Origin of the sequence: Desulfosarcina ovata subsp. ovata (assembly GCF_009689005.1) — a bacterium.
GTDB lineage: Bacteria > Desulfobacterota > Desulfobacteria > Desulfobacterales > Desulfosarcinaceae > Desulfosarcina > Desulfosarcina ovata.
On sequence record NZ_AP021879.1, the window covers coordinates 3,869,325 to 3,889,656 of the forward strand.

Consider the following 20,332-nt stretch of genomic DNA (forward strand, 5'->3'; position numbering starts at 1 on the left):
TATAGTGCTTAAGATAATGTTTTTGGCAAGGCCAGAGGGAGGAAGCTGTATCAATCATACCGCGACGACCGATAACGCCGCCCAAAAACATTATCTTGAATGCTATACTACCGCGAACGGTCAACGATCCGCACCTTTGTTAACGGCGCCCGGTGCGTCACAAGTAAGGCTGACGAATGAACGCCATTCACCTGAAGAAAGGGTTTTCACCCAGGATTGCCGGCACTCCCGGTCGCCGGCTGCAAAAACTGGAAAAACCCCGCCATGTCGGCATGGTTCCCAAACAAATTCCTTTTATCAAACCCCGGTTGCTGGTGAAGGAAGGCGATGCGGTCCGTATTGGAACGCCCCTTTTTGAAGACAAACGCAACCCCCGCATTCGTTTCCTCTCTCCCGGTGGCGGAACGGTGACACGGATCGCTTTCGGCCCCCGGCGGGTGATCGAGGCGGTTGTGATCACCTTGGACGATGAGGAATTCTCCGAGTCTTTTGACAAGCCGGCAACGGATCAACTGGCTACGGCATCCCGGGCAGAATGGGTGGAGTTGTTGCTGGCTGGGGGGATGTGGCCGTTTCTGCGGTCGCTGCCGTTCATGGATCTGGCCGATCCCGATTTCATCCCACCGGCCATCATCGTCCGCCTGGGCGACGACGAGCCGTTCGCCCCGGACCCAGTGGTTTACCTGGAGGGCCGGGAGGATGACTTTTCAAGCGGTATGGATCTGCTCGGCCGATTATGTGAGCGGGTGATTCTCAACCTCACCGGCGACGATTCGCTGAAGTCCCAGCTTTCCGGTCAGATGGAGATGCGGTGTTTTTCGGGACCCTATCCGTCGGGCAATCCGGCTGTCCAGCTTTACCGTACCAAAAAAGGCGCCGATGAGAACCGGGCCTGGTTTATCGACGGCCAGGCGGTGATCCTGTTGGGCCAATTCCTGCGCACCGGGCGCTATCCGTTGGAGCGTATCGTCACCGTGGGCGGGAGTTTGGCCCCCGAAGCGGGCCATCTCCTTGCCCGGGCCGGCGTTCCCCTGCGGATGCTCGCCGGCGGCGGCCCCCTGAAAAAAACGGCGGCGCGTTACATCGTGGGCGGGTTTTTTACCGGCTTTAGCGGCAGCGAGGACAGCTACCTGAGTTTTTATCAAAACGCCCTGAACCTGATTGATGACGGCGACCGGGAAGAGCCCTTTGCCTTCATCCGTCCGGGTGCCGACAAGCCCAGCTACTCCACCGCCTTTCTTTCCGCCCTGCGCAAAAAGCCGTTTCCCATGGACTGCAGCCAACACGGCGAACAGCGGGCCTGCGTCAACTGCGGTACCTGTGCCCGGATTTGCCCGGTGGACATCCTGCCCCAGTTCACCATGAAATGCCTGGTGGCTGACGAGGTGGAGGAGGCCCTGGCCCATGGACTGCTGGACTGTGCCGAATGCGGGCTGTGCACCTACGCCTGCCCGTCCAAGATTGAGTTGTGTGAGGTGCTTCGTTCGGCCAAAGCGCAATATTACAAAGAGATTGCTTAGGTAAATGACAACACCATGAAAATCCTCAAACAGCTGTTCAATGCCACCCGGTCCCACTTTGAAACCGGTGGCAAACTCGCAAAATTGCATCCCCTCTTCGATGCCATCGAGACCGTGGCCTTTGCGCCGGCGCTGCCCACCCGGGCCGACACCCATGTGCGCGACAGCCTGGATCTCAAGCGTTTTATGACCTTCGTGATCATTGCCCTGCTGCCCCCTTTTTTCTACGGCATTTACAACACCGGCTACCAGGCCGGTGTGGCGTCGGGACAGACGCCGGGAATTATCGCGGCCAGCCTGGCCGGTGCCTGGGTGGTGCTGCCCATGCTGATGGTCTCTTACGGCGTGGGGCTGTTCTGGGAAATCCTCTTCGCGTCGGTACGCGGACACAAGATCAGCGAAGGGTTTCTGGTCACGGGCCTGCTGTTTCCCATGACCCTGCCGCCGACCATTCCGCTGTGGCAGGTGGCCGTCGGCATCAGCTTCGGCGTGGTGATCGGCAAGGAGATCTTCGGCGGGACCGGCCGCAATATCCTTAACCCGGCCCTGACCGGCCGCGCCTTTCTCTTTTTTGCCTATCCGGTCAACATGTCCGGTGACCGGGTCTGGACCGCGGTCCAACAGACCGGTCAGCAGGCCGTGGATGCGGTAACCGCCGCCACGCCGTTGGCCCTGTCTCCCCTGGCCGCTTCCGGAGAGACGGTGACGCGCATTCTGGCCGATGCCGGCTACACCTTCCAGCGGCTTTTTGTGGGCAATCTGCCGGGCAGCGTCGGCGAGACCTCGACCCTGATGATTCTGGCCGGAGCCATTTTTCTGCTGGTCACCGGTGTGGCCAACTACCGGATCATGCTTGGCGGCGTGCTGGGCGTGCTGGCCGTGGCCTACCCCGGCTATCTGCTCAACCTCTCCTCCGGTGGCGAGACGGCGCGCCTGTTCTCCGTGCATCCGGCCTGGCACCTGGTCATGGGAAGCTTCGCCTTCGGTATCGTTTATATGGCCACGGATCCGGTGTCGGCACCGGGCATGAACCTGTCGCGATGGATCTACGGTTTTATCATCGGCGCACTGACCGTAATGATCCGGGTGTTCAACCCGGCCTATCCGGAAGGGACCATGCTGGCCATCTTGTTCATGAATATCTTTGCCCCGCTGATCGACCACTTCGTTATCAAGGCGCGGCTGAGCAAAAGGGTGCCCAATGTCTGATCAATTGAAATCCATCGTTTTTACCGCCGTCATTGCCCTGGTGTGCAGCCTGCTGCTGACCGGTGCGGCCAGCGGCCTCAAGGCGCGCAAACTGCGCAACGTGGCCGTGGACCGGCAGAAAAACATATTGAAGAGCGTGGGGCTGGTCAAGGCCGACCAAAAACCGTCCGCGGCTACGATCGAAGCCCTTTACCATGCGAATATTCGCTGTTACGCCATGGCCGGGACCGGACAGATCCTGGCGGCGCATGCGGACACAGCGGGCCTTCCGGTGTGCTTCTACGTCAAGCAGGACAAACCGGAAGCCTACATTTTGCCGGTTGATTCGCGCGGGCTGTGGGGCAAGATCCACGGCTACATGGCCCTTGAAAACGATGGCAAAACCGTGGCCGGTTTCTCCGTATACAGCCACAACGAAACGCCGGGACTAGGGGGAGAAATCGAAAAGCCGTGGTTCCAGAAAAACTTTGTGGGCAAGAAAATCGTCGATGAGCGCGGGAATTTCGTTTCCGTAGGCATTGCCAAGGGCAAGGTGGCCGAGGTGATCGCCAAGGACCGCCAGAACAACTATGTGGACGGGATTTCCGGGGCCTCGCTGACCGGTAAATTTCTCACCGGCGGTCTGAAAGAGGTACTGCAGGAGTATGAACCGCTCTCCAAAGAGTTCAGGGCGGGCGCGGTATCGCTGCCCGCGGGAAGTTGAGCGCAACGGGAGAGAATCGCATCAATAGCCAATTAAAGGTGAACAGTTTGCCATGAAACTGACCCAATCCCCCACATTTAAAGCTTTTTCAGAGCCGATCGTGAAAAACAACCCGGTCTTTATTCAAAGTCTGGGAATTTGCTCGGCCCTGGCCGTTACCGTGCAGCTCAAGACTGCCCTGGTCATGGCGCTGGCCATGACCCTGGTCACCGCTTTTTCCAGCCTGACCATTTCCGCCATGCGCAAAGTGATTCCGCGCAATGTGCGCATGATCGTGGAGCTTTCCGTGATCGCCTCACTGGTGATTCTGGCCGACGAGGTGTTGCGGGCCTTTTTTTACGATATCAGCAAGCAGCTTTCGGTTTTCGTCGGTCTGATCATTACCAACTGCATCGTCATGGGCCGCGCAGAGACGTATGCCCTGGGCAACCCGCCGCTGCGATCCTTTATGGACGGCCTGGGCAATGGTGCCGGCTACGGGTCGGTGCTGGTTACCGTGGCCTTTATCCGTGAACTGCTGGGTGCCGGCAAGCTTTTCGGTTTTGCCGTTGTGCCGCAGGCCTTTTACGATTTCGGCTATATGAACATGGGATTCATGCAGCTGGCGCCCGCTGCCTTCATCATCATCGGGCTGCTGGTGTGGCTGCAGAAGACGCTGATGAAGGGTTAGGGGTATATACGAACAAACGGCCAATAACGGCCGGGAAGTGGCGAATATGGAAAACCTGATCGGATTATTTCTGAATTCCGTGTTTGTGGGCAACATCCTGCTCTCCTACTTTCTGGGGATGTGCTCTTTTGTGGCGGTTTCCAAAAACATGGATACGGCCATCGGCCTGGGCTTTGCCGTGGTTTTCGTGCTCTCCATCACCGCACCGGTGAATTGGCTGGTTTTCCAGTACCTGCTCTCTCCCGGGGCGTTGCGCTGGGCCGGGCTGGAAGGCGTTGACCTGAGCTTTCTCAAATTTATTACCTTTATTGCCGTGATCGCCGCCATTGTCCAGATGGTAGAAATGGTCATCGACCGCTATTCACCGGTGCTGTACAATGCCCTGGGCGTATTTTTGCCCCTGATCGCGGTCAACTGCGCCATCCTGGGGGCATCCCTTTTCATGGTGGAGCGCAACTACACCTTCATCGAAACCATGGTCTTCGGGGTCGGTTCCGGGGTCGGCTGGCTCATGGCGATTGTTTCCATGGCAGCCATCCGCATCAAAATGCGCTACGCCAATGTGCCCAGGGGGCTGGAAGGCTTTGGCATCACCATGATCGTCACCGGGCTGATGGCCATGGGCTTTATGCTCTTTTCGGGCATCACGCTGTAATAAGGAGTCTGTTTTGATATACATCGCCGGAACCACTGTATTTCTTGCGGTGATCCTGATCCTGGTGGGACTGCTGCTCTTTGTGGAGGGCAAGGTGGTCCAGAAAGGAAACAACCGGATCATCATCAACGATGACGAAAATAAAAGCATCGATGCGCCGGCCGGTAAAACACTGCTTTCGGCCCTGTCGGCCAACGGGATTTTCATCCCTTCGGGCTGCGGCGGCGGTGGTGCCTGCGGAATGTGCAAGTGCAAAGTGGTGGCGGGTTCCCGAGGACCGCTACCCACCGAACTGGCCCACCTTTCCCGAAAAGAGCGCCAGGACGACATTCGTCTGGCCTGCCAGATGAAAGTCAAAGAAGATCTGCGGATCCGGATCCCCGATGAGATTTTTGCGGTCAAGAAATACACGGCCACGGTGGTGTCCAATGAAAACGTGGCCACCTTTATCAAGGATCTGATTCTTGAGCTGGATGGTGGCGAACACCTGAATTTTACTGCCGGGGCGTATATCCAGATCGATATCCCGGAATATGAAATCCCCTTTGAGCATTTCCGCATCCGGGTGGCCGAGCGCTATCGCCCCGACTGGGACCGGTTCAACCTGTGGGGCCTGCGGGGCAAGAACCTGGAGCCCGTGTTCCGGGCATACTCATTGGCCAATCCACCGGCTGAACCGTCCCGGCTGCGTTTTACCATCCGCATCGCCACGCCGCCGCCGGGGACCAAAGACCTGCCGCCAGGGACCGGTTCCACCTACATTTTTGATCTTAAACCCGGAGACAAGGTGACCTTGAGCGGCCCCTTCGGCGAGTTTGCCGTAAAAGAGGCCTCGAACCGCGAGATGTGCTTTGTGGGCGGTGGTGCCGGCATGGCCCCCCTGCGCAGCCAGATTCTCGATCAACTCGAACGGCTCAAAACCCAACGGACCCTCTCCTTCTGGTACGGTGCCCGATCCCGATTGGAACTTTTTTTCGATGAGGAATTCAAGGGGCTGGCGGAGAAATACCCCAATTTTTCCTACCATGTGGCCCTGTCGAATCCCCTGCCCGAGGACCACTGGGAGGGGCTGACCGGCTATATTCATCAGCAGCTTCACGATACCTATCTGGCCGACCACAAGGACCCCACCGAGATCGAGTACTACCTGTGCGGACCGCCGATGATGGTTTCCGCCGTGGAAGCCATGCTGGATGACCTGGGCGTGGAGCCGGAAGTGATTGCCTACGACAAGTTTTGAAATTTCCGCTCAGCGGAAGACAGGCGGAGAATCGCGGTAAGCGACGGTTTGAAACGTTTGTCCAAGACGAGGTATCAACAATGCGGCCGGTATCTGTCAGGGGAAGCCCCATGGCAGATACCGGCCGCGTTGGTTTGTGTGGGAATCCGCGGGATGGCCTTCTACAGACCCATCTTTTCCGGCGGGCGCCGTTCGGGGACGTACTCCCGGTCAATGGTGCCGTCGTTCCACGCCTTGGAAACATAGAGATTGCAATAGCAGGAGCCGAATTCGGCCACATCAGGCTCGCGGTATTCACAGGGGCAGATGATGTCCCGATCGCTTTCCCGGTCGCCGGAGGCCAGCCGGCAGGGACAGGCCATGTAACCGTAACGGTCTTTGTTGATCAGCAGGGCCTCCAGAAGTTCCATGACCCGCTGGTGGTCGTCACTGAAATAATATCCCTTGGCCTCGTGTATCTTTTTTAGTTTTCCATAAAGTTCGGTGGCATCCATCACAGTCCCAGCGCCTCCTTGATTTTGTCTTCCTTGTAGCCGACGATGACGTCATCCCCGATAACCACAGTAGGAAAAGAGCATCGCGGGTTAAATTTCTTTACGTCCTCAAGAATGGCCTTGCGTTCGTCACCATCCAGAAGATCCACATCCACAAATTCGTATTTTACCGTACATTCATCCAAAAGTCGTTTGGTGGATTTACAATGGCTACAGGTGCTCAGTGAGAATACCTTTACCGGTTTATCTGTCATGATGAATTCCTTTCAACATTAATGGTCGGGGTATTGCCCCGGTTGTGTCCGTCATGGATATGGGCGTGAAGCCTATACCTTAAAGGGCTGCCGATAGTCGGTCAAGGAAAATCATTTTGGGCCATAACGGGTCATTTAAATTTTTAACACTAAGCAAAAAGAGTGCTTGACAGGCTTTAATAAATTTTTTATTAAAAACAGTAATCATTCCTATTAGGAATTAATCAGAATCCAGATATCGCCATTAGTCGCCCGGGTTTCGATTTTTTCCATGCAGTATCCATGCAAATGGAGATCAATTTGTGTCGCTCATCAAACATACCGCAATAACCACCACCAACCACCCCGTATAATCTTTCCAAGAAGGAGGGAACATGGTCGAGAAGAAAGTCGGAACAGCAAAAAAAGAGATCGAAATAAAGGATTTGACGATATGCAAAACGACGCAGCAAATGCTTGAAAAAGCCCGTCGTGATGGTGTCGAAACAGCGTTTGACCGTGCCGCCAACATGAAAGCATGCCCCATCGGCGCCGATTCAGCGTGCTGCAAACACTGTTCCATGGGGCCTTGCCGGCTGAATGCAAAAGATCCATATGGAAAGGTCGGCGTCTGCGGGGCCACCATTGATACGATCCAGGCCCGTAATTTTGCCCGGATGGTGGCATCCGGTGCCGCTGCCCATACCGACCATGGTATGGCCATGGTCGATCTCTTCCGTGAGGTGGTTACCGGACACATCAAGGAATACCGGATTAAGGATGTCGGGAAACTGATCAGTGTCGCCCAATCGATCGGTATTGAAACCGAGGACCGCAGTGTCGAGGAAATTGCCACCGATCTCTACAAAGAGTTGGAACGGACCTACACCCAGGTGGAAGGAGAAATTCCCTTTGCCAAGCGTGTGCCGGAGAAGACCCTGGAGACCTGGCGAAAGCTGGGCATTGTTCCCAGGGGGTCCATGCGGGAAATTATGGAGCTGATGCACCGGACGCACATTGGTGTTGATCAACATTATGAAAACATCACCAAACAGAGCAGCCGAACGGCCCTGGCGGATGGCTGGGGCGGGTCCATGGTGGCCACGGAGATTTCCGACATCCTTTTCGGTACTCCCACCCCAATTGCGGTGGATGTTAACATGGGTGTCCTTAAAGAGGATCATGTCAATGTGATTATTCATGGTCACGAGCCCAATATGTTCGAATCCATGCTGGTCTCGGTGAATGAACCCACCCTTGTCCAGGCGGCCAAGGACGCTGGTGCCCAGGGCATCAACCTCGTGGGGATGTGTTGCTCCGGTGCTGAAATGATGTCCCGCCACGGAATCCCCCATGCGGGAAATTTCATGTCAACGGAGGCGATTTTGGTAACCGGAGCGGTGGATGTCATGTGTGTGGATATCCAGTGCATCAAGCAAGGGCTGGTGAGTGTGGCCGACTGTTATCAGACGCCGCTGATTACCACCAACACACGGGCCCACATTGAGGGTGCCACACATATTGAATTTGACGACCATGATCCCCAAAAATGCACGGATGAGGTGGTCATCAAAGCGATCACCCGTTTTAAAAACCGAACGGCAGCAATTGAGATTCCCGATATCAAAAATACGGGAATTCACGGGTTCTCCCATGAGTATATCAATTATATGCTGGGGGGATCGTTCAGGGGGTCCTATACGCCATTGAACGATAATATCATCAATGGTCGCATTCGTGGCGTGGCCGGGGTCGTGGGTTGCACCAACCCGCGGATCAAACAGGATTGGGCCCATGTGGAACTGGTTAAGGAACTCATCAAAAATGATGTCCTTGTGCTTCAGACCGGATGTTCCCAGATTTCCCTGGCAAAAGAGGGGTTTTTGACACCGGAAGCGGCGTATCTGGCCGGCCCGGGGTTGAAGGAGGTCTGCGAGACGGTTGGTATGCCGCCGGTACTGGGAATGGGCTCCTGCGTGGACAACAGCCGGATCCTTATCGCTGCTTCAGAAATGGTCCGGGTGGGCGGACTGGGCACGAGCATCGCCGATTTACCAGTAGTCGGTGCCGCTCCGGAATGGATGAGCGAAAAAGCCATATCCATTGGACATTACTTTGTCGCCTCGGGTCTTTATACCGTGTTCGGGGTCACTTTCCCCATTGTCAAGGAGACCAAGTTCCACAAGCTACTGTTCGACGGGCTGGAGAAGCAAGGCCTGGGCAAGTGGGGGTTCAGCGCCGATCCGTATGAGATGGCCCGCATGATGATCGCCCATATCGATAAGAAGCGCAAGGAACTGGGCATTGACAAGGCCAGGGACCGTGTGCTCATGGATATGTCCGACCGGCGGGATATCGACGCCGCCTGATTGTATCATTACACCGGAATTAAAAAGGAAAAGGGGCTCGCTTGCGAGCCCCTTTTTGTTTTTCGAACAAATCCCGATACGCTCAATCTTCCTGCATTTCGTCGGCATGGTCGGCCAGAAAGCGATACAAGGTCGCCCGGCCGACTCCCAGCACCTTGGCGGCGCGGGCTTTGTTGCCGCCGGTTTTGGTCAGTGCGGCGGATACGGATTCGGCGTCCAGTTTGCGCACGGGGCCGCGTTTGGGTTTTTCTGAGATAAACCCTTTCAATTCAAGGGGCAGGTCTTCGGGGTGGATCACCTTTCCCTGACAGCGCACGATGGCAAACTGAACGGCGTTCTGAAGCTCCCGGACATTTCCGGGCCAGTTGTAGTCCATGAGAATGTTCAGGGCCTCTTTGCCGATCCGTACGGGGCGCTGGCCACCGATCACCGGTGCCTGCGAAAGAAAGTGCTCCACCAGCAGGGGGATGTCGGAGCGGCGTTCCCGAATGGGCGGGATCTGAATTGGAATAACATTCAGCCGATAAAAGAGATCTTCGCGAAACCGGCCCTTTTTGACCTCTTTCTTCAAATCCCTGTTCGTCGCGCTGACCACCCGTACATCCACCGATACGGTTTTTTCTCCACCGACCTTCATGAAGTTGCCCTCCTGAAGGAAGCGTAGGAGTTTGACTTGAAGCAGCTTGGGCAACTCGGCAATCTCATCTAAAAAAATGGTGCCCTTGTGGGCCAGTTCGAAGCGACCTTTTTTATCACGGATGGCACCGGAGAAGGCGCCTTTGACGTGGCCGAACAATTCGCTCTCGATGAGTCCTTCGGGAAGCGCCCCGCAGTTGATGGGCACGAATGGATTGCCGGCGCGCAGGCTCTCGTTGTGGATGGCGTTGGCCACCAGCTCCTTGCCGGTACCGGTTTCGCCAAATATATGCACGGGGTAGTCGTATCCGGCGACATCCGTAATCTGGCGAAACACTTCCACCATTTTGCTGTCGCAGCCGATAATGTTTGAAAATCCCGTCATTTCTCTAGCTTTGATTCTCAGTTCGAAGAGGTCGGTCACGTCCCTGAAAGCGGCCAGAACGCCAAACTTCCGGTCGTTTTCATCGCGCATCATGGTCGCCGTCATTTCCAGGCGACGGGTTTCGCCCTTGCGGGTGACGATGTTGATCGGATACTCGGCGGTGTCCAGAAAAAGGGGTTGGTCGCCGCAAAAAGAACACCGGCTGCCACAGAAGGGGCCGCCGAAAGCGTCGTGGCAGTCCTTGCCGATGACTTCCTCACGGTGATACCCCGTGATTTCTTCTGCCCTTTTGTTGAAATAGAAGATTTTCCGGTCGATATCGTGGGCGATGATGCCATCCTTCAAATTGTCCAGAATCCGTTCGAGGTTTTTCCGGTTGGAGAAAATGTTGTCGATACTCGGAGCCTTCATTTTCGCTCTAAATTCACTTGAAGAATGGGGGTGTCGAGACGGAGCCCGATCTGCGATCGGGTAACCTCTAATGAGCGAACGTAAGATAACATCATTATTTGAAATGTTCAACCTTAATGGAAGGGCGTCAGGTGGCGGTGCGGCTGGGCTGCGGGTTTTATATAATTGGAGGACATCGGCAAACCATGCGGAACTTTGGAAAGCGATACATGGAAACGCTGGACGGCGTCCATGCGAGACACAAAAACCAAATCGTAAGTATCTATTGCATTGATTAATATGATTGATGGTTTGGTGTTGACATTATTGCATACGATCGCTACATCTAAACTTCTTAATCCGTATTTTCCACGATTCATTACCCAATAAATGTGCATGTTCACATTGACTCGCCAAATAGGCTTTACCTGAGAGACTGATCGCTGGCTGCCCGGGATGGCAGGCTCACGGTAAAGCAATTGCTCGGGAATCCTTGTCCGTCAAGGTTTCCTCCATCCATTCCTGCCGTTTTCCAATCTTTTTTCAGTCAACCGGCGTGATCCATGTCTCGATTGTTGCATCGCCTGTGGGGGGCATGGCGGATTCGCGTTTGATGGACGCGGGATCGGCTTGGCCTCACGCCCCATAAGAAAGGGATGCCTATCTATCGTTATTCGTGCATCTTACGCACGGTCAGGAGAGAGACAATGACAAAAAACGCCATTGGTTCCGTGTTGGTCGTTGGTGGGGGCATCGCCGGGATGCAAAGTGCCCTGGATCTGGCGAACTCGGGTTACTATGTTTACCTGCTCGAAAAATCGCCTGCCATCGGGGGGGTGATGGCCCAGTTGGACAAAACCTTCCCCACCAACGACTGCGCCATGTGTATCATGAGCCCCATTCTGGTGGAAGTCGGCCGGCATGTGAACATCGAATTGATTACCTATGCGGATCTGGAACGTATTGACGGCGGTCCGGGGAATTTCCGGGTGGTCATCGATAAGCACGCTGGATACATCGATACCGATCAGTGCACCGGTTGCGGCGACTGTTCCCAGGCCTGTCCGGTGGAGTTGCCGGATGCATACAATCTGGGACTGGTCAGCCGCAAAGCCACCTACAAGCAGTATGCCCAGGCCATCCCCATCAACTACACCATCCAGAAAACCGACAAGGCGCCCTGCCGCCTGGCCTGTCCGGCGGGGATCAACGTGCAGGGGTACGTGCAGATGGTCGGCCAGGGCAAGTATGCCGAGGCCCTGAAGATCATCATGGATGACCTGCCCCTGCCCGGTGTGCTGGGACGCATCTGCCCCCACGGCTGCGAGGACGCCTGCCGGCGTTGCGAGGTGGATCAGCCGGTGGCCATCCGCGAGCTCAAACGCCTGGCCGCCGACCAGGTCGATCCGCGCACCATCGAGATCCCCATGGCAGAAAAGCGCGAGGAACGTGTGGCCATCATCGGCAGCGGCCCGGCCGGCCTGAGTGCGGCCTATCACCTGGCCCGCCGGGGCATTTTGAGCACGATCTACGAGGCCCTGCCCAAGGCCGGCGGCATGCTGCGGGTGGGCATTCCGGATCACCGCCTGCCGCCGGCGATCCTGGACCAGGAGATCGAAATCATCACCAACATGGGTGTGGAGCTTAAGACCAATACGCCCCTGGACGGCGACCTGACCGTGGACAGTCTTTTCGATCAGGGGTTCAAGGCGGTCTACCTGGCCCTGGGCGCCCACAAGGGCATCACCCTGGGGGTTCCCGGCGAAAAGACCGCGGGCGTACGCCAGGGGGTGGATTTCCTGCGCGAGGTCAACCTCACCGGCAAGGCACCGGTGGGCAAGCATGTGGCCATCGTCGGCGGCGGCAACGTGGCCATTGACGTGGCCCGCTCGGCCGTGCGCCTGGGCGCCGAGACAGTACAGATCATCTACCGCCGGACCCGTGCCGAGATGCCGGCCTGGGAAGAAGAGATCCAGGCCGCCGAGACCGAAGGGACCGAGATCACCTATCTTGCCGCTCCCCAGGAGATTCTTTCCGAAAACGGCAAGGTGACCGGCCTGCGCTGCATCCGCATGGAACTGGGCGAGCCGGACGCATCAAACCGCCGCCGTCCGGTACCGGTACCGGGCAGCGAATACGACCTTGAGATCGACCAGCTGATTCCGGCCATCGGCCAGCGGCCGGACCTCTCCTCCATCGAGGATGTGGACGGCGTGGGATTCACCCGCTGGAGCACCACGGAAGTGGACCCGGTGACCTATGCCACCGGCCGGCCGGGCGTGTTTGCCGGCGGCGACCTGCAGAGCGGTCCCTGGGTGGCCATCGGCGCCATTGCCGCGGGCAAGGAGGCGGCCGAATCCATCGAGCGCTACCTGGACGGTGCGGACATGGCCGCCGGCCGCGAGCCCATCGAGCGGTCCGAGCCGGTCTACCGTCCGGTGCCCGAGGGCGAGCCAATTGCAGCAAGGGTCAAGCCGCGCGAGCTGGAACCCGCGGCGCGCAAGGGCAACTTCAACGAAGTGGAACTGGGCATCACCCCCGAAGCCGGCCAGGCCGAGGCCGCGCGCTGCCTGAACTGCGGCTATTGCTGCGAGTGCTACCAGTGTGTCGAGGCCTGCGGCGCCGGCGCCGTGACCCTTGCCACCCACCAAATGCAGGACCGGCAGATCGAGCTTAGCGTCGGGTCGGTGATCCTTTCTCCCGGTTTTACCCCCTATGACCCGTCCGGGCTGGATTTCCTCGGTTATGGCAAAAATCCCAATGTAATGAGTTCCATTGAGTTCGAGCGCATCCTGGCCGCGTCCGGCCCCACCACCGGGCACCTGGTGCGGATGTCCGACCACCGGGAACCCAAGAAGATCGCCTGGCTGCAATGCGTGGGGTCACGGGACCAGAACCGTTGTGACAATCCCTACTGCTCGTCGGTCTGCTGCATGTATGCCATCAAGGAGGCGGTGATCGCCAAGGAGCATTCGGCCCAGCCCCTGGACTGCGCCATCTTCTACATGGACATGCGTACCCATGGAAAGGATTTCGAACGGGCCTACAACGATGCCAAGGGCAAACACGGCATCCGTTTCATCCGCAGCCGGATTCACACCGTAGAAACCGTGCCGGGTACGGACGACGTTTTCGTGCGCTACGTGCTGGACGACGGTCAGACGATGGAAGAGCAATTCGACATGCTGATCCTTTCGGTGGGCCTGGAAATCTCCAAAGACCTGGTCGATCTGGCCAAACGGCTCGACATCTCGCTGACGCCGGGGAATTTCTGTGCCACCTCCAGCTTTTCGCCGGTGGAGACCTCAAGGCCCGGCGTTTTCGTTTGCGGCGCCTTTCAGGGGCCGCGCGACATCCCCCAGAGCGTGGTCGATGCCAGTGCGGCGGCGGTGGCGGCCGGCGAACTGCTCAGCGATGCCAAGTTTACCCTTACCAAGACGCGCGAGGTGGTGCCCCAGATCAACGTGGCCGGGGAACGTCCGCGGGTGGGGGTGTTTGTCTGCCATTGCGGGATCAACATCGGTGGCATCGTGGATGTTCCGGGGGTCAGGGATTATGCGGCCACGCTGCCCTATGTGGATTACGTGGCCGATAACCTGTACACCTGCTCCCAGGACACCCAGGATATCATGACCCAGATTATTAGTGAGAAGAATCTCAACCGGGTCGTCGTGGCGGCCTGTACGCCCAAGACCCACGAGCCCCTGTTTCAGGAGACCCTGATCAACGCGGGGCTCAACAAATACCTCTTCGAATTCGTCAATATCCGCAACCACGATTCCTGGGTCCATCGCAACAATCCGGATCTGGCCACGGCCAAGGCCAAGGACCTGGTGGGCATGGCCATCGCCAAGGTTGTCCTGATGGAACCGTTGGAGGAGGCCGAGCTCACCATCGGCCAGTCGGCCATGGTCGTCGGTGGCGGTATCTCCGGTATGGCCGCGGCCTTGAGCCTGGCCAACCAGGGGTATGAGACCCACATCGTGGAACAGACTGGTGGGCTCGGCGGACAGGCCCTGAATCTTTTCCGCACCGCCGATGGGGAAGACATCGGCGCCCGGCTGCGCCAGATGGTGGCCGATGTGGAGCAGAACGATAACATTCGCGTGCATTATCATTCGACCTTGAGCACGGTTGACGGCTTTGTCGGCAGCTTTGTTTCTACCCTGACCACCGGCGACACAGAAACCGCGATCGATCATGGGGTCACGGTCATCGCCACCGGTGCCCTGCCTCTGGTTCCCAATGAATACAGTTACGGCAGCAGTCCGAAAATCCTCACCAGTCTGGAGCTGGATCGCCGCTTCATCGAAAAGGACCCGGCCCTGGATGCCATGAATACGGCGGTCTTCATCCAGTGCGTGGGCTCGCGGGAGACCGAGCGCCCTTACTGCAGCCGGGTCTGCTGCACCCATTCCATCGACAGCGCCCTTTTGCTCAAGGCACGCAATCCCGATATGGACGTATTTATCCTCTACCGTGACATCCGGACCTATGGGGAACGGGAGTATTTATACAAGGAGGCTCGCGAAAAGGGGATCATCTTCATTCGCTATCAGGTCGATGACAAACCGGTGGTCATGGTGGATGGGGATACGGTCAGCGTGACGATCAAGGATCATGTGCTGGGCCGTCCCATTGAAATCGAAACTGACCTGCTGACCCTGGCCACGGCCATCGTGCCGCCCAGCAACGACGCCCTGGCCCGGTTCTTCAAGATTCCGGTCAACGACGACGGCTTCTTCGTGGAAAAACACGCCAAGCTCGGCCCGTCGGAATTCGCCACCGATGGCGTGTTTCTGTGCGGTCTGGCCCACTATCCGAAACCCATTGACGAGGCCATTGCCCAGGGCAAGGCCGCGGCGTCACGGGCCACCACCCTGTTGGCCCAGCAGAAAATCAACACCAACGGTCAGATCGCCAAAACCGATCCGATGCTTTGCAGCGCTTGCGGGGTCTGCGTTTCCATCTGCCCCTATTCGGCACCCTCGTTTATCGACGCCGAGGCGCGCATGCATGCGGGCAAGGCCCAGATCAACCCCGTCTTGTGCAAGGGATGCGGTCTTTGCGTGGCCGCATGCCGGTCCGGGGCCATCCACCTGAAAGGTTTCGACAACGAACAGATTTTTGCGCAGATATTTGAACTCAACGAAGCAGTCTAAAACTCGTATTTCAATTGGGAGAAAGACGATGAACAATAATTCTTGGGAACCCAAAATCGTGAGTTTTTTTTGTAACTGGTGCACCTATGGTGCCGCGGACCTGGCCGGCGTGAGCCGCTTCGAGCATCCCCCCAACACGCGCGTCATCCGTGTTCCCTGCTCCGGACGGGTCAGCCCCAAATTTATCCTGGCCGCGTTCATGAACGGGGCCGACGGGGTGTGGGTGTCCGGTTGTCATCCGGGGGACTGCCATTACATTGAGGGGAACCTGTACGCCAGGCGGCGGTTTACCCTTCTGAAAAATCAGCTGGAATACATGGGGGTGGAACCCGGGCGGCTGCATTTTTCCTGGATTTCGTCGGCCGAGGCGTCAAAGTATGTTCAGGTGATCACCGAGGTGATCGACGCGGTAAAGGCCCTGGGTCCAAACACCCGTTTTGTCAAACACCAGGCGAAGGTAGCGTGATATGTCCGGATACACAGAGAAGATGAGGGAGATCGCCGGCCGGCTGCTGGGCGACTGCAGTGTCCAGATGGTCATCGGATTCCGCAAGGGGACCCTGCCCATGATGAACGAGCCGTGCTTCGTCACCAACCCCGAACAGGTCCCGTCGCTGGTCTGGGACAGCAACTGCGGGATCAACCTGGCCAACTACCTGACCAATCGAAAAGAGAAAATCGCCGTTTTCGCCAAGGGGTGCGATTCGCGCAACATCGTCAACCACATTGTCGAGAACAAGATCAAACGCGATCAGCTGCACATCGTCGGCGTGCCCTGCACGGGGATGATCGACAAGCGCAAGATCACCGGCATGGTGAACGGTGAGATCCTGGAGACCACCGAGACCGAAGACACCATCAAGGTGCGCACGGCGGAAGCGGAGACGCTTTTCGACAAACGCGAGGTGCTGCAGCAGAACTGCGCCCTGTGCATTCACCGCAACCCGGTGATCTTTGATGAGATGGTCGCCGATCCGGTGGCCGAGCAGACCGACATCGACCGCTACGCGGACGTCCGCAAAATCGAGGAGATGGATTCCAAGGAGAAGTGGCAGTTTTTCGATGACCTGCTCTCGCCGTGCATCCGCTGCTACGCCTGTCGCAACGCCTGCCCGCTGTGCTACTGTCCGACCTGTTTCGTGGACGAATCCAAACCCCAGTGGGTGGGCAAGGGCCAGGATCCCATCGATGTGCGGACCTTCCATTTTTTGCGGGCCTACCACTGCGCCGGGCGCTGCACCGATTGCGGGGCCTGCCAGCGGGCCTGCCCGGTGGGCATCGACATGCGGCTGTTGACCCGCAAACTGGAAAAGGACTGCCAGGAGCAGTTCGGCTGGGAGGCCGGGCTCTCCCTGGATCAGCGTCCGGCCCTGGATGTGTACCAAACCAATGATCCGGAGGCTTTTATAAAATAGTGCCCGTCCTGAAACGGCATCTTGCACCCGCCTTCGGCGTTGGGGGGCGCATCCGAATCCTCGAAATATTACATATATTCCTCCGGTTCGAATACGCCGCCCGCCTTGAACGCGGGCGCAATCTACCATTTCAGGGCAGGCACTATCGCTCATCCGGTAATCAAATGAAGGATAATGCCGGGCGGGCGTTCTCATGCCCACAACTTTTTTGCAAAGGGTAAATGCTATGACGCTGCTTACTATCGACAAACAAAACTGGACGCAAGGATTGGCGGCTGCGGCGGATCATTACCGGCTGTTCGGGCCGGTCAAGGAGAAGGACCAGCACCGGTTCAAGGCGCTGGAAAAGGGCCAGCTCCCCGACCTGGACCTGGTGAACACCCGCCTGTCGCCCAAGGACCTGGTTTTTCCCCAGTCCGAAATCATGCTCACGTACTCGCTGGACGAATCCCGTGAGGACCACCATATCATGAAGGAGGCCCATACGGATCACGCTCCCCGGGCCGTGGTCGGCATGCGTCCCTGCGATGCCAGGGCAATTCAGTTGGTCAAGCTCAACTTCGACACGCCGGATGTCAAGGATCCCTACTGGCTGAAAGCCTATGAGGCCACCACCTTCATCGGCATGGCCTGCGATACGCCGCTGTCCACCTGTTTCTGCACCTCTGCCGGATGCGGTCCGTACAACGCGGAGGGCCTGGACATCCTCATGATGGACCGGGGCGGGACCTACCTGGCCAAGATTTTCACCGAAAAGGGCAAGGCCTTTGCCGATACGGCCGGATGGAACCAAGCCACCCCCGAGGCGGCCGAGGCGTTCGTGGCCGCCAAGGAAGCGGCCGAGGCGAAGATGGTCTCCACGATCAGTACGGACAACCTGGCCGACACCGACCTGCTTGACCTGCACGGGGCTCCGTTCTGGGATGACATCGCCTTTGCCTGCCTCAACTGCGGCACCTGCACCTTCACCTGTCCCACCTGCTGGTGCTTCGACATCCAGGACGAGGTCCAGGGCAAATCCGGCGTGCGCATGAAAAACTGGGACAGCTGCATGTTTCCCATTTTCACCGTGCACACCACCGGCCACAATCCCCGGGACACCAAGACCCAGCGGGTGCGTCAGCGCTTCATGCACAAACTCAAGTACTTTGTGGACAAGTACCAGACCGGCATCATGTGCGTGGGCTGTGGACGGTGCGTGCGTCAGTGCCCGGTCAATATCGATATCCGCCGGGTGTGCGAGTTGATGAACAGTTTCAAGCCAGCCGACGCCTGCGTTGCGCAGGGATAATCGGATTCAAGAGAAGGGTACCGGCGGCGTTATCGGTCGTTGCGGTATGACCGATACAGCGTCCTCCATCTAGCCTTGCCGGGAAGCTTTTCTTGAAGCCGATCGTTTTAGATACGATCTTAAATCCCATGGAGGGAAGAAACCGTGCAAAATCCATATTTACCCTATCCGGTCCGCATTGACGACATCACCGTCGAGGCCGAGGACAAAAGCCTGAAGACGTTCAAATTCGTCTTTTTGAACGAGGGCGACGAGGATCAATTCGCTTACCGGGCCGGCCAGTTCGCCGAACTCTCCATCCCCGGCAAGGGGGAAATCCCCATCGGCATCGCCTCCTCTCCCGTGGAAAAGGGATTCGTCAAATTCACCGTCAACCGCGCCGGCGTGGTTACCACCCACCTGCACAACATGCGCGCGGGCGATCGCATGGGCCTCAGGGGACCCCTGGGCAATTGTTATCCCTGGGATCTTTTGGAGGGCAAAAACATCCTCATCGTGGGCGGTGGGTTCGCCTTCACCACCCTGCGGTCGTCGATTGTCTATATGCTCGATCCGGCCAACCGTTCCCGATTCGGCAATATCGACGTGGTTTACGGGGCCCGCAGCCCTGGCATGCTGCTCTACAAGGACGAACTGGTGGAATGGGAAAAACGTGACGACATCAACATGCACATCACCGTGGATGGCACCGACGATCCGGACTGGAAATACAACATCGGGTTCGTGCCGCCCATCACCGAGCAAAAAGCCCCTTCCGGCGGCGCGGACACCTATGCCATTGTGTGCGGCCCGCCGATCATGATCAAGTTCACCCAGCCGGTGCTGGAAAAGTTGGGCTACGACCATGACCATATCATCATGAGCCTGGAAAACCGTATGAAGTGCGGCTTCGGCATGTGCGGCCGCTGCGGTATCGGAAAGGAACTGGTCTGCAAGGACGGCCCCGTTTTCACCTTGAACCAGATTAATCGGACCCCGAGAGAGTACTGATTCCCCTGCAATCCTGACGGGTCTGCTCCCCTTAGGATCGGGGATGAAATTAATTGAACGTAATTGCGCCGGGCTTGTGTTCGTCTTCAAGGCGCATCAAGGGTTGCATACCGGGAGTATGTGGCCGTTGATGCAACGCGGAAGACGGGCGCAAGAACAAGCAATTTCGTTTAATTAATAAAATTCCCGATCCTTATCAGATCAGTTGGTAGACTTTCCGACTGATGCCTTTCAGCGAGTGCGCACCACCGCCGTGGCGTACCTTTTTGAGGGTTTGGGGCAGGTCGGTAATGGCCGTGCCGGCCAGCATGTGGACCGGCAGGTGACTGAAGGCGCCTGGCAGCATCGGTGTGCTGGGCCCCATGATGATGGTTTTCAGATCGGGTCCGGCATGGGAGAGAATCCGTTCGACGCTGTTGTTGATGATGCTGGTGCCGGTCAAGATCAGGACGTCGGCCCAACCGGCCAACTGACGGTAGAAGACCTTTTTGTCACCGATGCCGCGGTTGTCGTCGACCACCGACAGCGGAACCTGCCGGGATTCCAGAAAACGGACCAGCGGCGGGAAATAACCGACCATGGCAACCCGGGCACCGCTGAAGATGCCGAAATGATCAAAGAGAATGGTATTGCCGGGGTCTTCCGGTAGGTTGAGGGCCGCGGGTTGGTTCAAGGCATTGATCAGGGCCATGGCCATGGTCCGCTCCATGGGGGCGGACGAAAGGATAGCCGGCAACAGATCGGCTGCCGGCCGGTCCTCAAAATCTTTCAGATCGAAATTGCCGGAGTTGCGACCGCTGAGGGCAACACCGGTGGCGGCGATGCCGATGCCGCCACCGGAAGTGGTCACTGCGGTAAAACCCAGGCCGATACAGACCTGGGTGACATGAACGGTTGCGGCCGATTTTGCGACGCAGTCAAACAGCTTCCGATTCAGCTCCATAACGGACCCGTCTGAGATGGGACAAAT

General features: G+C 57.5%; 17 protein-coding genes. 12 read left to right on the plus strand and 5 right to left on the minus strand.

Features of this window, described 5'->3' with window-relative positions; genetic code table 11:
- The first annotated feature begins 176 nt into the window (after positions 1-176).
- Genes GN112_RS17125 through nqrF form a run of 6 tightly spaced genes read left to right on the plus strand, consistent with a single transcriptional unit; the run spans position 177 to position 5,997 of the window.
- The gene (locus GN112_RS17125) at positions 177-1,520 is read left to right on the plus strand and encodes a 4Fe-4S dicluster domain-containing protein (protein WP_155311331.1); all 1,344 of its coding nucleotides are present in this window, start codon (positions 177-179) and stop codon (positions 1,518-1,520) included.
- A 15-nt stretch (positions 1,521-1,535) separates the two neighbouring features.
- Complete coding sequence (locus GN112_RS17130) at positions 1,536-2,729, plus strand: NADH:ubiquinone reductase (Na(+)-transporting) subunit B (protein WP_155311332.1); 1,194 nt, start codon at positions 1,536-1,538, stop codon at positions 2,727-2,729.
- Complete coding sequence (locus tag GN112_RS17135; RefSeq protein ID WP_155311333.1) at positions 2,722-3,432, plus strand: FMN-binding protein; 711 nt, start codon at positions 2,722-2,724, stop codon at positions 3,430-3,432. Before GN112_RS17130 ends, GN112_RS17135 begins: the two co-directional genes overlap by 8 nt.
- A gap of 52 nt (positions 3,433-3,484) precedes the next feature.
- On the plus strand, positions 3,485-4,102 hold the full coding sequence (locus tag GN112_RS17140; protein ID WP_155311334.1) for an NADH:ubiquinone reductase (Na(+)-transporting) subunit D: 618 nt from the start codon (positions 3,485-3,487) through the stop codon (positions 4,100-4,102).
- A gap of 46 nt (positions 4,103-4,148) precedes the next feature.
- On the plus strand, positions 4,149-4,757 hold the full coding sequence (gene nqrE, locus GN112_RS17145) for an NADH:ubiquinone reductase (Na(+)-transporting) subunit E (RefSeq protein WP_155311335.1): 609 nt from the start codon (positions 4,149-4,151) through the stop codon (positions 4,755-4,757).
- A gap of 13 nt (positions 4,758-4,770) precedes the next feature.
- Positions 4,771-5,997 carry an NADH:ubiquinone reductase (Na(+)-transporting) subunit F gene (nqrF, locus tag GN112_RS17150; RefSeq protein WP_155311336.1) on the plus strand — a complete coding sequence of 409 codons (1,227 nt, stop codon included), beginning with the start codon at positions 4,771-4,773 and terminating at the stop codon, positions 5,995-5,997.
- Positions 5,998-6,158: 161 nt separating this feature from the next.
- On the opposite strand, the gene GN112_RS17155 is transcribed toward nqrF, so the two are convergent.
- A complete protein-coding gene (locus GN112_RS17155; protein ID WP_155311337.1) occupies positions 6,159-6,491 on the minus strand; it encodes a ferredoxin-thioredoxin reductase catalytic domain-containing protein in 333 nt (110 codons plus the stop codon).
- Entirely contained in the window at positions 6,491-6,745 is a 255-nt protein-coding gene (locus GN112_RS17160; protein ID WP_155311338.1) for a glutaredoxin family protein, read from the minus strand. The genes GN112_RS17155 and GN112_RS17160 overlap by 1 nt, the downstream gene beginning before the upstream one ends.
- Positions 6,746-7,119: 374 nt before the next feature.
- Between GN112_RS17160 and cooS the strand changes: the two genes are divergently transcribed.
- A complete protein-coding gene (gene cooS, locus GN112_RS17165) occupies positions 7,120-9,093 on the plus strand; it encodes an anaerobic carbon-monoxide dehydrogenase catalytic subunit (RefSeq protein ID WP_155311339.1) in 1,974 nt (657 codons plus the stop codon).
- An 82-nt stretch (positions 9,094-9,175) separates the two neighbouring features.
- On the opposite strand, the gene GN112_RS17170 is transcribed toward cooS, so the two are convergent.
- Together GN112_RS17170 and GN112_RS17175 are read right to left on the minus strand one after the other, a co-directional pair.
- Entirely contained in the window at positions 9,176-10,525 is a 1,350-nt protein-coding gene (locus GN112_RS17170; RefSeq protein ID WP_155311340.1) for a sigma-54 interaction domain-containing protein, read from the minus strand.
- A 113-nt stretch (positions 10,526-10,638) separates the two neighbouring features.
- Positions 10,639-10,983, minus strand: coding sequence for a hypothetical protein (locus GN112_RS17175; RefSeq protein ID WP_155311341.1), 345 nt, complete (start codon positions 10,981-10,983; stop codon positions 10,639-10,641).
- 228 nt (positions 10,984-11,211) lie between these two features.
- On the opposite strand from GN112_RS17175, the gene GN112_RS17180 reads away from it, so the two are divergent.
- The 5 genes from GN112_RS17180 to GN112_RS17200 all read left to right on the plus strand — a co-directional run bounded on the left by GN112_RS17180 (position 11,212) and on the right by GN112_RS17200 (position 19,362).
- The gene (locus GN112_RS17180) at positions 11,212-15,666 is read left to right on the plus strand and encodes an FAD-dependent oxidoreductase (protein ID WP_155311342.1); all 4,455 of its coding nucleotides are present in this window, start codon (positions 11,212-11,214) and stop codon (positions 15,664-15,666) included.
- A gap of 28 nt (positions 15,667-15,694) precedes the next feature.
- Positions 15,695-16,132: a hydrogenase iron-sulfur subunit gene (locus GN112_RS17185; RefSeq protein WP_155311343.1), complete on the plus strand. Its 438-nt coding sequence runs from the start codon at positions 15,695-15,697 to the stop codon at positions 16,130-16,132.
- 1 nt (position 16,133) lies between these two features.
- Positions 16,134-17,081, plus strand: coding sequence for a 4Fe-4S dicluster domain-containing protein (locus GN112_RS17190; protein ID WP_155311344.1), 948 nt, complete (start codon positions 16,134-16,136; stop codon positions 17,079-17,081).
- A 226-nt stretch (positions 17,082-17,307) separates the two neighbouring features.
- Positions 17,308-18,372, plus strand: coding sequence for a 4Fe-4S dicluster domain-containing protein (locus GN112_RS17195; protein ID WP_155311345.1), 1,065 nt, complete (start codon positions 17,308-17,310; stop codon positions 18,370-18,372).
- A 144-nt stretch (positions 18,373-18,516) separates the two neighbouring features.
- Positions 18,517-19,362, plus strand: coding sequence for an FAD/NAD(P)-binding protein (locus tag GN112_RS17200; protein ID WP_155311346.1), 846 nt, complete (start codon positions 18,517-18,519; stop codon positions 19,360-19,362).
- Positions 19,363-19,558: 196 nt separating this feature from the next.
- On the opposite strand, the gene GN112_RS17205 is transcribed toward GN112_RS17200, so the two are convergent.
- Positions 19,559-20,305, minus strand: a complete 747-nt coding sequence (locus tag GN112_RS17205; RefSeq protein WP_155311347.1) for a DUF364 domain-containing protein — start codon at positions 20,303-20,305, stop codon at positions 19,559-19,561.
- Between the last annotated feature and the right edge of the window lie 27 nt (positions 20,306-20,332).

Excerpts from the sequence above, each read along its gene's own strand:
- GN112_RS17190 (WP_155311344.1), top strand. The coding sequence starts at position 16,134 with ATGTCCGGATACACAGAGAAGATGAGGGAGATCGCCGGCCGGCTGCTG.
- GN112_RS17205 (WP_155311347.1), bottom strand. The coding sequence starts at position 20,305 with ATGGAGCTGAATCGGAAGCTGTTTGACTGCGTCGCAAAATCGGCCGCA.
- GN112_RS17135 (WP_155311333.1), top strand. The coding sequence starts at position 2,722 with ATGTCTGATCAATTGAAATCCATCGTTTTTACCGCCGTCATTGCCCTG.
- GN112_RS17180 (WP_155311342.1), top strand. The coding sequence starts at position 11,212 with ATGACAAAAAACGCCATTGGTTCCGTGTTGGTCGTTGGTGGGGGCATC.
- nqrE (WP_155311335.1), top strand. The coding sequence starts at position 4,149 with ATGGAAAACCTGATCGGATTATTTCTGAATTCCGTGTTTGTGGGCAAC.
- GN112_RS17125 (WP_155311331.1), top strand. The coding sequence starts at position 177 with ATGAACGCCATTCACCTGAAGAAAGGGTTTTCACCCAGGATTGCCGGC.
- GN112_RS17130 (WP_155311332.1), top strand. The coding sequence starts at position 1,536 with ATGAAAATCCTCAAACAGCTGTTCAATGCCACCCGGTCCCACTTTGAA.
- GN112_RS17140 (WP_155311334.1), top strand. The coding sequence starts at position 3,485 with ATGAAACTGACCCAATCCCCCACATTTAAAGCTTTTTCAGAGCCGATC.
- cooS (WP_155311339.1), top strand. The coding sequence starts at position 7,120 with ATGGTCGAGAAGAAAGTCGGAACAGCAAAAAAAGAGATCGAAATAAAG.
- GN112_RS17195 (WP_155311345.1), top strand. The coding sequence starts at position 17,308 with ATGACGCTGCTTACTATCGACAAACAAAACTGGACGCAAGGATTGGCG.
- GN112_RS17185 (WP_155311343.1), top strand. The coding sequence starts at position 15,695 with ATGAACAATAATTCTTGGGAACCCAAAATCGTGAGTTTTTTTTGTAAC.
- GN112_RS17160 (WP_155311338.1), bottom strand. The coding sequence starts at position 6,745 with ATGACAGATAAACCGGTAAAGGTATTCTCACTGAGCACCTGTAGCCAT.
- GN112_RS17170 (WP_155311340.1), bottom strand. The coding sequence starts at position 10,525 with ATGAAGGCTCCGAGTATCGACAACATTTTCTCCAACCGGAAAAACCTC.
- GN112_RS17155 (WP_155311337.1), bottom strand. The coding sequence starts at position 6,491 with ATGGATGCCACCGAACTTTATGGAAAACTAAAAAAGATACACGAGGCC.